Annotated in this window: 10 protein-coding genes; 4 read left to right on the top strand and 6 right to left on the bottom strand. The window is 65.7% G+C overall.

Features of this window, described 5'->3' with window-relative positions; all coding sequences use genetic code 11:
• Positions 1-82 precede the first annotated feature (82 nt).
• The gene (locus ACVIHF_RS24305; protein ID WP_310880697.1) at positions 83-925 is read left to right on the top strand and encodes a GNAT family N-acetyltransferase; all 843 of its coding nucleotides are present in this window, start codon (positions 83-85) and stop codon (positions 923-925) included.
• Positions 926-1,122: 197 nt separating this feature from the next.
• Here the strand turns inward: ACVIHF_RS24305 and ACVIHF_RS24310 are convergent, their stop codons facing one another.
• On the bottom strand, positions 1,123-3,795 hold the full coding sequence (locus tag ACVIHF_RS24310) for a flavin-containing monooxygenase (protein ID WP_310880698.1): 2,673 nt from the start codon (positions 3,793-3,795) through the stop codon (positions 1,123-1,125).
• A 412-nt stretch (positions 3,796-4,207) separates the two neighbouring features.
• Complete coding sequence (locus ACVIHF_RS24315) at positions 4,208-4,912, bottom strand: SDR family oxidoreductase (protein WP_253607534.1); 705 nt, start codon at positions 4,910-4,912, stop codon at positions 4,208-4,210.
• A 140-nt stretch (positions 4,913-5,052) separates the two neighbouring features.
• On the opposite strand from ACVIHF_RS24315, the gene ACVIHF_RS24320 reads away from it, so the two are divergent.
• Positions 5,053-5,871 carry a substrate-binding domain-containing protein gene (locus ACVIHF_RS24320; protein WP_310880699.1) on the top strand — a complete coding sequence of 273 codons (819 nt, stop codon included), beginning with the start codon at positions 5,053-5,055 and terminating at the stop codon, positions 5,869-5,871.
• On the opposite strand, the gene ACVIHF_RS24325 is transcribed toward ACVIHF_RS24320, so the two are convergent.
• From ACVIHF_RS24325 to ACVIHF_RS24340, 4 genes are all read right to left on the bottom strand, one after another.
• Positions 5,845-6,543, bottom strand: coding sequence for an ABC transporter permease (locus ACVIHF_RS24325; protein ID WP_016845814.1), 699 nt, complete (start codon positions 6,541-6,543; stop codon positions 5,845-5,847). The genes ACVIHF_RS24320 and ACVIHF_RS24325 overlap by 27 nt on opposite strands.
• Before the next feature lie 59 nt (positions 6,544-6,602).
• Positions 6,603-6,986, bottom strand: a complete 384-nt coding sequence (locus ACVIHF_RS24330; protein ID WP_050425581.1) for a response regulator — start codon at positions 6,984-6,986, stop codon at positions 6,603-6,605.
• A gap of 113 nt (positions 6,987-7,099) precedes the next feature.
• Positions 7,100-8,335 (bottom strand): extensin-like domain-containing protein, encoded by a 1,236-nt coding sequence (locus ACVIHF_RS24335; RefSeq protein WP_057014972.1) that lies wholly within the window; start codon positions 8,333-8,335, stop codon positions 7,100-7,102.
• Between the two features lie 124 nt (positions 8,336-8,459).
• On the bottom strand, positions 8,460-12,083 hold the full coding sequence (locus ACVIHF_RS24340; RefSeq protein WP_310880701.1) for an autotransporter domain-containing protein: 3,624 nt from the start codon (positions 12,081-12,083) through the stop codon (positions 8,460-8,462).
• Between the two features lie 740 nt (positions 12,084-12,823).
• On the opposite strand from ACVIHF_RS24340, the gene ACVIHF_RS24345 reads away from it, so the two are divergent.
• Both ACVIHF_RS24345 and ACVIHF_RS24350 read left to right on the top strand, forming a co-directional pair.
• Positions 12,824-13,438, top strand: a complete 615-nt coding sequence (locus ACVIHF_RS24345; RefSeq protein ID WP_092087682.1) for an inner membrane-spanning protein YciB — start codon at positions 12,824-12,826, stop codon at positions 13,436-13,438.
• 144 nt (positions 13,439-13,582) lie between these two features.
• Complete coding sequence (locus ACVIHF_RS24350) at positions 13,583-13,906, top strand: hypothetical protein (RefSeq protein WP_310880702.1); 324 nt, start codon at positions 13,583-13,585, stop codon at positions 13,904-13,906.
• The last annotated feature ends 12 nt before the right edge of the window (positions 13,907-13,918 follow it).

A 13,918-nucleotide genomic window follows, 5' to 3' on the forward strand; every position in this document is an offset into this window, starting at 1 on the left:
TCTTTAGATCGTCACGGGGGGTATTGTTCTCCAGCCGTCGATGTGCACGATCAATAACTCCAGCACGACGAGGCGATCGACCATGAACGACCTCACCATCCGACAGATGCAGCCGGACGAGATCGCGCTCGCGGTGGACTGGGCCGCGGCGGAGGGATGGAATCCTGGTCTCGCAGATGCGCCCTGCTTTGCCGCCGAGGACCCGCAGGGCTTCTTCATCGGCCAGCTCGATGGCGAGCCGGCCGCGGTGATCTCCTGCGTCAATTACGGCGCGCAATTTGCCTTCCTCGGCTTCTACATCGTGCGTCCGGATCTGCGCGGCCGCGGCCATGGCCTGAAGATCTGGAATGCGGCCATCGCGCATGCGCGCCCGCGCGTGATCGGGCTCGATGGCGTGGTGGCGCAGCAGGCGAACTACCAGAAGTCCGGCTTCGCGCTCGCTTACGCCAATGTGCGCTGCGGCGGCACTGTCGCCGCACCATCCGCGCCGAGCGACGGCACCGTCGCGCTGACCGATCTGCCGATGGCGCTGATCGAGGCCGATGACGCCACTGTGTTTCCCGCACCGCGGCCGGCATTCCTGCGCGCCTGGATCAACACGTCAGGACATGTCGGGCGCGCGCTGATGCGCGACGGCAGGCTGGCCGGCTGGGGCGTGATCCGCCCGTGCCGGACCGGCCGCAAGATCGGTCCGCTGGTTGCCGATGACCGTGCCGGCGCCGAGGCCGTTGTCGCGGCATTGCTCGCGAGTGCGGGCAGCGGCGAGGTCTTCCTCGATGTCCCCGCGGTCAACCGCGACGCCGTCGCGCTGGCGCAAGGCCTCGGGCTGTCGCCGGTGTTCGAGACCGCGCGGATGTATACCGGCGCGATCCCGCCACTCCGGATCGATCGCGTGTTCGGCGTCACGACGTTCGAGCTCGGTTAGAGCGAGAGATTTCGGAATATTAGAAATATATCCGTGAGTTGCCCGACGTGTCAAGTGGCTAGGTCGAACGCCGCTAGGTCGAACGCCTGCCACCGCCGGCTCCTTTGCATGGGGTTGTTTTCGATATTTTCGCAACGCGCCTCCCCCGCAAGTGCCCGCAAGCGGGAGAGGGAGCGCGGCTGCAATTCAAACCCGAGCTAGTTCGCCGCCGCGTTGACCTCCGGCGTAGCGACGTTGTCCTGCTCGACCTCCTCGGGCAGGCCGGCGAAGCGCCGCAGCGCCTTCGCCATCTTCACGCGGCCGGCAACGCCGGTGATGATGACGTCGACCATCACGAACGACGAGTGGAAGTGGCCCTGCGCCTTGAGCTGCTCGACCTTGACGCCGGCCTTGGCGAGCGCGTCGCCATAGGCGATGCCCTCGTCGCGCAACGGATCGAACTCGCTGGTCGCGATGAACGTCGGCGGCAGGCCTTCGAGCTTGCCGCGCAGCGGCGCGACGCGCGGGTCGGTGCGGTCGGCCGGCGAGCAGTACAGGTCCCAGAACCAGTACATCAGCCCGCGGGTCAGGAAATAGCCGGTCGCGTTGTCGACATAGGACGGCCGGTCGAATGTGGAATCGGTGACCGGACAGATCAGGAGCTGGCCCGCGATCTCGGGCCCGCCGCGATCGCGCGCGAGCTGGCAGGTGACGGCCGCAAGGTTGCCGCCGGCGCTCCAGCCCGCGACCAGCAGCGGCCCTGCCCTGCCGCCGAGCTCGGCGCTATGGGCCGCGATCCAGCGCGTCGCCGCAAAACCGTCCTCGGCCGCGGCCGGGAAGCGATGCTCGGGCGCATGGCGATAGCCGACGCTGACGACGATCATGCCGGTGCGCCGGCACAGGTCGCGGCAGAACGGATCATCCGACATCTCGTCGCCGAGCACCCAGCCGCCGCCGTGGAAATACACCACGATCGGATGCGGCCCAGACGTCGTCGGCCGGTAGAGCTTGTACGGCAACGGACCGTCCGCGCCCTGCAGCATGCCGCCGCCTACCTCGCCGACCGGGCGGCCAAAGGGACGCCCCTTGTTGAATTCGGTGAGGAAGTCGCGCGCGCCCTGCGCCCCCATCGTCTCGAGCGGCGGCAGGTTCATCTCGCCAAGTAGATTCAGCACCAGCCGCACGTCCGGCTGCAGGCGCACGATCTCGCCGTCATTGCACTGCTCGGCAACGCCGGGGCCCGTGAGCCTGAAGCCGAGCATGCCGCGGCCGACCACCTCGTTGCAGATGCTGCGATACGGACCGACGCCGCCTGTATAAGGCATCACGCCCTGCGGCTTGCCGGGCACGTTGGCGCCCGTGTACCAGGTGTTGGCGAGCCGGTGCAGCGTCAGCGTCGCGCAATCGGCCATGTGCCGTTCCCAGCCGGCCTGCGCGGTCTCGGTCGCTTCCATCGTGGTGAAGCCGGCGTCGCGCAGCGCGGCGATCCGTTCCACCACCCAATCGACATGCTGCTCGATCGAGACAGCCATGTTCGACAGCACCGACGGGCTGCCGGGGCCGGTGATCATGAACAGATTGGGGAAGCCCGCGACGGTGACGCCGAGATAGGTCTGCGGTCCGTGCGCCCAGACATCCGACAGCGACTTGCCGCCGCGGCCGGAGATCGGATGCACCGCCATGATCGCCCCGGTCATCGCGTCGAAGCCGGTGGCGAACACGATGACGTCGACGTCGAACTTGCGTCCGTTGGTGAAGATGCCGCTGGTGGTGATCCCCTTGATCGGCTCCTGCCGCAGATTCACCAGCGTCACGTTGGGACGGTTGTAGGTCGCGTAGTAATTGGTATCGAGGCAGGGACGCTTGGCGCCGAACGGATGATCGTGCGGGGCCAGCGCCGCCGCCGTCTCCGGATCCTTGACCACGGCGCCGATCTTCTCGCGGATCAGGTCGGCGACCAACCTGTTGCCGTCGACATCGACCGCCTGGTCGGCCCAGAGCTGGGTCAGGATGTGGACGAGGTCGCCCGCCGCCCACGCCTTCTCGAACCGCTCGCGGCGCTCGGCGTCGCTCAATTGCCAGCTCACCACGGTCTGCTGCGGATAGGGCACGCCGGCCATCGACCAGCGCGCCTGGTCGCGATAGGCAGCACGGTCGCTCTCGAAATAGGTTTTGCGATCCTCGGGCGCTGGGCCGTTGCCCGCGGGCAGCGCGAAGTTCGGGGTGCGCTGGAACACGGTGAGCTGCGCGGCCTGCTCGGCGATCAAAGGAATCGACTGAATGCCCGACGATCCGGTGCCGATCACGGCAACGCGCTTGCCCTTGAGATCGACGCCCTGATGCGGCCAGCGGCCGGTGAAATAGATCTCGCCCTTGAAGTCCTTGACGCCGTCGATCTCCGGCGGCTTTGGCGACGACAGGCAGCCGGTCGCCATGATGTAGTAGCGGCACGAGACGTTGGCGCCGTTGTTGGTCGAGATCTGCCAGCGCGAGGTCGCATCATTCCAGGTCGCCTGCGTAACCTTGGTGCCGAACCTGATGTCGCGACGCAGATCGTAACGGTCGGCGACGAAACCGAGATAGCGCAGGATTTCCGGCTGGGTCGCGTATTTCTCCGACCAGGTCCAGGCCTGATCGAGCTCGGGATCGAAAGTGTAACTGTAGTCGATGGTCTGGATGTCGCAGCGCGCGCCGGGATAACGATTCCAGTACCAGGTGCCGCCGACGTCGGCGCCCTCTTCGAGCGCGATCGCCGAGAAGCCCGCCTTGCGCAACCGATGCAGCAGGTAAAGTCCGGCGAAGCCGGCGCCGACCACCGCAACGTCGACCTGCTGCGTGGTTCCGCTCTGCGTGGAGTCTGAAGCGCGTGCTGCAACTGCTGCGTCTGGCATGCCATTCCTCCGGTATGTTTTGATTTGACGGAAGGCTAGCCCTGCGCCTTCAGTTTGTCATCACGACAAACGCAATCAGAGGTCGCCGCAATTGTGACGCCCGCGGCCTGGAGCGCGCCGCGCAGCGCGTAGACGCAACTGGTGACGTAAGTTGTGGCGACGCAACGGGTACGAACGGCGCCGCACACTTTGATGTCGTCCCGGCGAAAGCCGGGACCCATACTCCGCGGCGGATGTTGTGGACGGGACTCGTCATTTCACCGATCCGCAACGATAACCGTCGGTGGTTATGGGTCCCGGCTTTCGCCGGGACGACGGCGAACATTTGGAGCCGCTTGTGAAGCTCGAGCTCACTTGCTCCTCAGAGTCTGACTATGAGTCAGACCCTGAGGATGACGGGTTAGCAGTTGCCTCAAATCGACCGCATCAGGCCGCCGTCGACGCGGATGCTCTGGCCGGTGATGTAGCCCGCGCCGTCGGAGACGAGGAAGCTGATGGTTGCGGCGATCTCCTCCGCCTTGCCGTAGCGCTTCATCGGCACGCTGTCGCGGCGCTCGTCGGTTGCCGGGAGGCTGTCGATCCAGCCCGGCAGCACGTTGTTCATGCGCACATTGCTGGCGGCGTAACTGTCGGTGAACAGTTTGGTGAACGCGGCGAGCCCGGCGCGGAACACCGCCGAGGTCGGAAACATCGCGCTCGGCTCGAACGCCCAGGCGGTGGAGATGTTGACGATCGCGCCCGACTTCTGCGCCTGCATGCGAGGCGCGACGAGACGCGTCGGGCGGATCACGTTCATCAGGTAGACGTCGAGACCGGTGTGCCACTGCTCGTCGGTCAGTTCGAGCACACCCGCGCGCGGGCCGTGGCCGGCGCTGTTGACCAGCGCATCGATGCGGCCCCAACGCTCCACCACGCCGTCGACGGCGCGTTTCAGATCATCGTTGGAACGGTTCGAGCCGGTGAAGCCGAGGCCGCCGAGCTCCTTTGCCAGCGCCTCGCCCTTGCCCGACGACGACAGGATCGCAACGCGGAAACCATCGGCCGCGAGGCGCCGCGCCGCCGCCGCTCCCATGCCGCTGCCGCCTGCGGTAACGAGCGCGACCTTCTCCAAAGCCATGACCTGATATCCCTTCTTATTGCTTCGTTCGAGGCGACCCTATCACCGCCGATCGCAGCGCGCGACATCGCTCCTGCTTTGCGTCACCGGACGAAATGCGGCATGGTGACCGACATCGTTCTCCGGTACGCAGTATTCACATGACATCCCTCCTTCGACACCTTGTCATCGCCGCCGCGCTGCTGTTCGCCGGTCCCGCACTCGCGCAGACCCGGTCCATCACCGTCGCCTCGACGACATCGACCGAACAGTCCGGCCTGTTCGGCTATCTGCTGCCGCGGTTCTGGGAGACCTCGGGCATTGCCGTGAAGGTGGTCGCGGTCGGCACCGGACAGGCGCTCGACATCGGACGGCGCGGCGATGCCGATGTGGTGTTCGTGCATGATCGCGTGGCCGAAGAGAAATTCCTGGCCGAGGGCTTTGCGACCAGGCGATATGACGTGATGTACAACGATTTCGTCATCGTCGGCCCGAAGGCCGATCCGGCGCATATCGCCGGCGAAAAGGATGTCGCGGATGCCCTGCGCAAGATCGCTGCGACGAGTTCGGCCTTCATCTCGCGCGGCGACCACTCCGGCACGCACGAGGCCGAGCTGCGGCTCTGGAAAGCGGCCGGCGTCGATCTCGGCTCAGCGAAGGGCCAGTGGTATCGCGAGATCGGCCAGGGCATGGGTCCGGCGCTCAACATGGCATCCGCGTCGAATGCCTATGTGCTGTCCGACCGCGGCACCTGGCTGTCGTTCAAGAACCGCGGCGAGCTCGCCGTGCTGACCGAAGGCGACCGGCGGCTGTTCAACCAGTACGGCGTGATGCTGGTCAATCCGGCCAAGCACCCGACGGTGAAGGCCGCGGACGGCGAGGCCTTCATCGACTGGCTGGTCTCGCAGGCCGGGCAGTCGGCCATTGCCGGCTACAAGGTCGGCGGCGAGCAGCTATTTTTCCCCAACGCCGCGCACTAGCAGAAACGCGATCGTGCTGACGCTGACGCTCAGCGCAAGCAGGATGACGCCGAGCCCGAGGCCGAGCGCCAGCTCGCCCTTGCTGGTCTCGAGCGCAATCGCGGTCGTCATCGTTCGCGTATAGCCGCTGATATTGCCGCCCACGATGATGATGGCGCCGACCTCCGCGATGGCGCGGCCGAAGGCGGCGAGGAACGCGGTGAGCAGCGAGGCGCGGCCGAGCGAGAACACCAGCGCAAGGCTGCGCAGGCGGGACAGGCCGTCGGTGCGGATCAAATCGGCATATTCCGCCCACAGCAGCGCGACCGGACGATGCACCAGCGCAACCACGATCGGCGTCGCCAGGATGACCTGCGCCACCACCATCGCCGTCGGCGTGAACAGCAGCCCGGCGAAGCCCAGCGGTCCGGATCGCGACAGCAGCAGATAAAGCCCGAGGCCGACCACGACCGGCGGCAGGCCGAGACAGGCATTGGCGAGCACGATCACCACCTGCCGTCCGCGAAACCTCGATATCGCAAGCCAGCCGCCGATCGGCGCGCCGATCAGAAGCGCGAGCAGGCTCGCCAGCAGGCTGACGCGCAACGACAATGCGACGATCCCAAGCAGGACCGGATCGCGACCGGCTATCAGCGATGCCGCCGCCGTGATCGACTGTGCGAAATCATTCATGCCGGCACGTTTTGCCCGCACAACGTGCGCATCGTCAAATCGCAGGAACGATCAGTCGCTCAGGCCGGCGCGCCGTTCTTGAGCAGCTTGGCCACGGCCGCGACCAGTTCGTCGGGCGAGAACGGCTTGTTCAGCAGCACGCTGTCCGGCACGCCCCGGGTCGGCCACTCGTCGCCGCCGCCGCCGGTGATGTAGAGCACCGGGAATGACGGGTCGATCTCGCGGGCGCCGCGCGCCACGCGCCAGCCGTCGAGCCGGCCGAGCAGGCGGATGTCGGTGACCAGTGCTGAGTATTTGGTGCGGAACGCCTTCAGCAGCGTCAACGCTTCCTCGCCCGAGCCCGCGATCGCCGGCTCATAGCCGCCGTCCCTCAGGGCGTCCTCTACCATCATCTGAAGATCACGATCGTCTTCGATGACGAGAATGATCGGCGCGTCTTGCAAAGCTATCCCCCAGAAATCAGCCGGGTGCGCCCGGCTCCGAAGCATATGCAGCATAAAAGTGGCTACCGTTTGCACGGTGTCACCCAGTAAAAATACGGGTATCAGACGCGTCCCTATTCGTCGGCGAATTCGTCTTCTTCGTTGACCCCCGCCTTACCCCGCGGGGCCGGCTTTCTGCCGCCGAGCGATCCTGTGACATAAGGTTCGCGCGTTGCATAGGGGTTACGGCCGCCGGCACGCGCCGCGACCTCCTCGCCCGAGACGGCGGCGGGCTGGCAGATCAGACGCCGGCTGGCCCGGCGCATCAGATCCACATGGATGTGGTCGTAGTGATAGACGTTGGACCCCGGCGCCAGCACCGTGGTGAATTGCTGGCAGGCGGCGGCCTGGACATCGCGCAGAAAGCCCTGCTCCTCCGGCAGGCCCCTCCAGCCATCCTTCACGGTGATGCGGCGACCGTCAGCCAGCGTGAAGGCTGCGATGTCGAGCGCATTGCCGAAGGCGTGCTCGGAAATATGCGCGTGCGAATTGCCGTTCATGCCGCGGCAGGAATAGGCCGAAATCTGCTTGATCTCGACGACGCGCGCGCCGAACCAGCGCTGCGCCGCCGGCTGTACGGAATCGGCGAGCCAGCGCTCGAGCACCGAGACGATCGGGCACGCCAGCGTTGCCGCCGGCTTCACTGCGACCGGGCCGACCGTCACCACCGGATTGCCGCTCGAGGGACCGAGCCGCGGCGGCGGTGGCGCGCCGGGCGGCTGCTGGGAATACGGTGCCGGTGAATAGGGCGCGGCCGCGCTGTCGCGCTGCGGATTGGATGGCAGGCCGGGATAATAAGGTCGCTCGCCCCTGGCGTCGGGCGAGCCTTCCGGCGGCAAATCGATCTCGTCCTGCTGCGGCGGAACGCCGGGCGCCGACAGCGAGACCGGCCCATTCTGACGGCTGCCATAGCCCGGCTCGTTGCCATAGCTCGGCTGGCCGACGGCCTGATTGGAATACGGCGCCTGCGCGGGCGGCGGAGGCAGCTGGCGGTTGATCGGCCAGCGCGGCTGGTTGCCGACTGATGCCGGCGGGCGCAGGCTGTCGTCGGCAAATCCGTAAGCCGAACTGGCTTCACCGAGCGCGGCGACCTTGAGCGGGAACTCGGCGCCGCAGACGCCGGGACCGGAGATCGGATCGATGCGGACGAGGTCGGCGCTCTCCTTGACCGCGCCCGACTTCAGGCATGCGGCCTCGGCCTCGGCCCGCCACGGTTCGCGCTCGGCGGTCTGAAACAGACCGCGACCGCAACCAGCAAGCGACACAAGGACAAGGGAGCCGACGAGATACAAACGAACTCCACGCGTCATGGCGCGGAGGTTCTGCGAATTTGATTAAAGACTCTTCAACGCATTTCGATGCGTTGTTTTCAGCTGTCCTTAACCATGCAGCGGAACCCGGCAGGGCAACACGCGCCCTGCCGAGATGATGTCATCACCACGTGTAGCGAACGACACCCTTGCCGCCATAGGACGACGTGACGTCGGAGAACTCGCCTTCGAAGGTAAGCGCCGCCGACCAGCCGCTGGTCCAGTTCATCGCCGCGCTCGCGGTGGTGAGCACCGCATCGCTCGCCGGCGCCGCACCGTTGACCACGAAGGACGCGCCCGGCAGCGTCTGGAATGTCGCGGCAACGCTGCGATCGGTGTTGTAGTCGTGCGCCCAGGCAAGGCGGCCGCGCAGGCTGAGAATGCCATCCTGCAACGCGATCGAGCGATCGCTGCGGAGGCCGAGTTCGCTGCGCGTGGCGGTGACGGTCTTGGCGCCATAGGCCACCGCGAACGCGCTCGATCCCGAGAGCACCTGCTCGGCATAAGCAGGCAGATCGTAGGTCGTGAACTGTCCGGCGGCATAGGGCGTCAGCGCCAGCGACCACGGCGTGATGAAGCGATAGCCGCCTTCGATCCGGCCCGACAGCGCATTGGCGTTGAACTGCGCGCGCAGCCGGTCGATGCCGGCGATCGTCACCGTGCGATCAGTGGTGACGTCCTGCCAGCCATAGGCCAGCGCGCCCAGCAGATAGGCCGGCCCGAATCCATGACGGATGAAGGCGCCGGCCTGGAACAGATCGGAGCGTCCACCGCCGAGTGCATTGGCCACGGTGAAATTGGTGCCGCCGCCGGCGAGCGCAAAGCCGGCAATCGTGTCGGGCGAGATCCGGTAATCGGCGCCGACAGCGACACCGAAAATGCGGCTCGTCGTCGAATTCGATCCGATGGCGGTGCCGCCATCGGTGCTCTGCCCGCCGCCGAAGCCCGCCGCCCAGACGCTCCAGCGCTGCTCGAACGTCTGTTGCAGCGGCGGTGCCTTGCGATAGATCGCGGCATAGGCGTCGCGCGCGCCATTCGCTCGCGACATGCCAGTCGACGCGTAGTTCATGGTGTCATCAGCGAATTGCGACGCGCCGCCCCTTGCGCGCATGCCACCGCGCCCTTCGGTGAAGGGATCCGTCATGACGCCGAGGAACATGTTCATGGCATCGAAAGTGGTCTGCTGCGAGCCGGTGCCGAGTTCGCCCGACGCCTGCGTCAGCCCGGCCGGCGTCAGCGCGCCGAACGCGGCGGAAATGCTGCCCGTGCTGTTGAAGGCGTTGCTGATCGCATGGCCGACCGCGGCCTGATTGCCGCTGAGCCTGGCGGTTGCGGCAAAATTCAGCGCCAGATTGAGATAGACGCTGTTGGCGTCATAGCTCAGGCTGGAGATGAAGTTCGATGGCAAATTGCTGTTGACCGGCCCGGCAAAGCTGCCGCTGACACCGCCGGCCGCGTTGAGGATGGTGTACTGCTTCTGGAACGTGGTGCCGGTGAAGGACGCGTTGACCGTGGCGCCGCCGAGCGTTGCCGCACCTGTCACGTTGGTGCGATCGGACGCCGCGGCCGACACTTCGACCAGATAGGTCGATGCGGCGGTGAAGGTCAGGCTGCCCTGCACCGTGAGCGTGCCGATCGAATTGCCCGGCGACAGCGTGCCGCCATTGACCAGGACATTGCCGACGCTGCCATTGCCGCCGAGCGTGCCGCCGGCATTGACGGTCACGGCATTGCCAAGCGAGCCATTGACCAGCAGCGTCGCACCGGCGCCGATGGTGGCGCCGGCCTGGTAGCTCTGCGCGTCGGTCACGGTCCAGACGCCGCCCTGCACGTTGAGCACCTCGAAATTGATCACGTTCGAGAGCGTGCCCGAGCCTGGCCCGAACAGGTTGAGCGTGTCGGTGCCGACGCCGCCATCGATCCGGCCGCTGATGGTCGAGCCGCCATAGAGATTGAGCGTGTCGTCGCCGCCTTCCATGCTGATCGCGCGGCCGGCATTGCCGATGATGGTGCCGTAGTTCGACAGCACGTCGGCGCCCTCGCCGGTCTGGATCGCTGCGCCGTCGCCGCGGATGAAGCGGGTCGAGCCGGTACCGGTATAGGTCACGCCGTTCAGCGTACCGATCGAGCCGGTATCGGGCGTGCCGTTCTGCAGCAGCGTAACGCCATTGGGATCGGGAATCGTGCCGTTGCCGATGATGGTGCCGTAGTTGACGATCCTGTCGTTGTCGACGGCGGCATTGCCGGTCTTGTTCTCGGAGCGGATCGCATAGCTGTTGTTGCCGACGATGGTGGCGCCGGCATAGTTGATCAGGTCGAGCGCCGCCGATCCGCTGCGCGAATTGTCCGGATTTGAATCGTTGTTGACGACGATGCCCGCCGCGGCGCCGCTGATGGTGCCGTAGTTGCGGATGGTGCCGCCGCCGATCGCAAGGCCTTCGCTGTTGTTGAAGCGGCCGCCGTCATCGGCGCCGGTCGCGCCGGTGCCCTGGACGATGCCGTAATTGGTCAGCGTCAGGACATTGTCGATATCGATGCCGTCGCCATCGCTGCGCGTGGACACGCCGTCGATCGCCCCGGTGATGGTGCCGTAATTGGTGACGATGGCGTTACCGCCGCCGACGCCCGCACCGTTGCGGCCGATGATGGTTGCGCCGGCAAAATTGTTGACCGTGATGGTGCCGGCGTCGCCCGCGGTACCGTTCTTGGCACCCGAGATCAGGCCGCCGGCATAGTTGTTGACGGTGCCGTTGTGGCCGCCCTGAAGATCGATCGCATCGGCGCTGGGCCGGCCGGTTGCGGGATCGATCGTGCCATTGGCGATGATCTGGCCGTAATTGTCGATGGTGAAGTTTTCGCCGGGACGGATCGCATCCGCATTGGCCGCGGTGATCAGGCCGGTCGCGCGGTTGGTGATGTGAACGCTCGCGGCGGTCGAGGTGAGATTGTCGAAGTCGATCGCCTGCCCGGTCGCCGATTTGATGGTGCCGGCATTGTCGACCGAGAACCTGGCCGCGGTCGTGCTGTTGCTGCCCGATGCGCCGTTGATCTGGATGGCGTCGTCCGCCGACTGGATCGTCGCGCCCGCATTGTTGACGACCGACAGCGAGATCACGTTGTTGAGATTGGTGGTGGCGCGGATCGCGCGAGACCCGGCCGTATTGGTCGCGTCGATCATGCCGGAATTGGTGATCGTGGTGGTTCCGCCGCCGATCCGCATTACGTCGCTGCCTGATGACCTGATGGTGCCGCCGCTCTGGTTGGTGATCGAGAACACGGTGGTGTTCGACGTCGCGTTGACGAAGTCGAAGACGCGGCCGTTGCCCGTCGACTGGATGGTGCCGGCATTGTCGACGGTGACCGACCCGCTGCTCAGGCCGCCATTGATCCGGAATGCATCGTTGGACGCGGTGAAGAGCGCGCCGGCATTGTTGATCAGCGTGAGATTGCCGCTGATGGCGCTGCTCGAGGTGTCGATGCCGCGTGAGGTCGCCGAGATGGTGCCGTTGTTGGTGATGACGACGCCGGGCGACGACAGGCCGGTGATCCAGGTGATCGCGGTGCCCGTCACCGACAGGCTGCTGCCGGCGCCGACCGAGCCGGCGTCATTGTTGGAGACGGTCTGCGCCGTCGTGCTGTTCGGAGGAGTGCTGAAGCTTGCGGCCAGTGCCGGACAGGAGAACCCCAACGAAGTCGCAGAAATAGCCAGCGCAAGCCGGCTTGCGCGGCTCAGAAACTCAGATTTCACGTAACGCCCCCAAGTACTTATTACCGGGGTAGAGCCCCGGTCATTGCGGGCGGCAATCTGGGTATGGTTTGTGACAGGCGCACAACAAATGACGATGCTGCCTTGCGGCGCAACGACACAGGGGCGAGAGCAACCGACGGACATCCAAGCGGGTACTGCTATCGGCGCCTGGAACCGGCGCCGCCGCTGAATATATTTGCGGCGCGTCAACGCCTTGATTTGGCGGCCATTTGAGCCGCGCATCGCAATGCGGCATCGCCGCGAATTGCGAGCCTGACAACAAGACTGCCTTTTTCGGCCTGGAACCCCTTGCTAGCTTTGACGTTAATGCGGGCAGCGTTGTGTGAACCGAGGGAGTTTCCCCAATGGATTTCGCGAGTCCTCTGCTGAGCAAGCTGAGCATTGTGGCCGCGTACATCGCGTTAGCCTTCGTCGGCGCCATTATTCTCGGCGTGTTCTAGGACATTCGACAGGCATGAGTTCAGCGCCCGGCGGCCGCCCCCGCCGGCGCTTTGCTGTTTTGCATTCACTCCGCCACAACTACGACTCGACGATCGCAACGAAGGGCCCGAATGCGATGCGGGAGCAGGGCTGCGCCGTGCAACGGCGGGCGAGTTTTGCGAGTCGCCCTTCAGGTAATGGCTTGTATCTGCCCGGCGGTCGCTTCATGTGCGTCGCCGGACCCGCTATAAGAGCCGCATTGTCGAAAATGAATTGAACCTGCAGGCGACCGGCAACCAATGAAGCATTTTCTCACCGCGGCCAGGCTGCTGGCCCTCGATCTCGCCTCGACGCTTGTGTTTCTGGTTCTGTTCCTGCTGACGCACAACACCGCGCTTGCGGTCGGCCTCGGCATCGCATTCGGCGTCGTGCAGATCGGCGTCCAGATGGTGCGCGGCAAACGGATCGACACCATGGAATGGCTCAGCCTGTTCCTGGTTGTCGCCGCCGGCTCCGCCACGCTGCTGACCCACGACCCGCGCTTCGTGCTGTTCAAGCCGAGCGTGATCTACGCCATCGTCGGCGTCGTGATGCTGAAGCCCGGCTGGCTCAACCGCTACCTGCCCGAGATCGCACAGAAGGTCGTGCCCGATGTCGCCGTCAAGGTCGGCTATGCCTGGGCCGCCCTGATGTTCATCTCCGCCGCGGTGAACGCCGTCGTCGCGCTGACCTGCGAGATCACGACATGGGCCGTCGTGATGCCGATCTTCGGCATCGTGAGCAAGATCGTGGTATTCCTCGGCGGCTTTGCCGCGCTCCGCCTCACCGCGAGGCGCCGTATCCGCGCCATGCCGGAGACGCAGCGCGAGGCTGTGCTCGCGCTCGAAGGAGCACCGGCGCCCGCGGCGCCGTAACCCCCGATCGGGGTGTTGTTGACGAAACAAACGGCCCGCGCGACGAAACCATTTTGCCATGACGACGAAGAATTGCTGAAACCAAGCCTGCCTAGTGATCGGTTCGATAACGCGCTGCTTCGGCGCGATCACAAGGGGGACATGATGGCTTTCACCGCTTCCGCGCTTCGTCACGGCAAACTGCTGGCGGCAACCGCGTTCACGCTCGGTCTGCTGACCTCGGCGTCCTATGCCTACACCGACGAGCAGCAGCAGATGTGCACCAGCGACGCCATGCGGCTGTGCAGCTCGGAAATTCCCGACGTCGATCGCGTCACCGCCTGCATGATCCGTCAGCGCGCGCTGCTCAGCGACGGCTGCAAGGCGGTGTTCCATTACGTGCCGCCGGCGGCTGCGCAACCCGCGAGTTATGCGCCCGCGGCCAAGCCGGCGAAACCGCTCAATATCACTCCTCACAAGCGCGGCTAAGCAAAACCCCAA

The organism is Bradyrhizobium sp. USDA 4506, from assembly GCF_054058795.1.

Coding starts and splice junctions, on each gene's coding strand:
- ACVIHF_RS24305 (WP_310880697.1), top strand. CDS start 83: ATGAACGACCTCACCATCCGACAGATGCAGCCGGACGAGATCGCGCTC.
- ACVIHF_RS24310 (WP_310880698.1), bottom strand. CDS start 3,795: ATGCCAGACGCAGCAGTTGCAGCACGCGCTTCAGACTCCACGCAGAGC.
- ACVIHF_RS24315 (WP_253607534.1), bottom strand. CDS start 4,912: ATGGCTTTGGAGAAGGTCGCGCTCGTTACCGCAGGCGGCAGCGGCATG.
- ACVIHF_RS24320 (WP_310880699.1), top strand. CDS start 5,053: ATGACATCCCTCCTTCGACACCTTGTCATCGCCGCCGCGCTGCTGTTC.
- ACVIHF_RS24325 (WP_016845814.1), bottom strand. CDS start 6,543: ATGAATGATTTCGCACAGTCGATCACGGCGGCGGCATCGCTGATAGCC.
- ACVIHF_RS24335 (WP_057014972.1), bottom strand. CDS start 8,335: ATGACGCGTGGAGTTCGTTTGTATCTCGTCGGCTCCCTTGTCCTTGTG.
- ACVIHF_RS24345 (WP_092087682.1), top strand. CDS start 12,824: ATGAAGCATTTTCTCACCGCGGCCAGGCTGCTGGCCCTCGATCTCGCC.
- ACVIHF_RS24350 (WP_310880702.1), top strand. CDS start 13,583: ATGGCTTTCACCGCTTCCGCGCTTCGTCACGGCAAACTGCTGGCGGCA.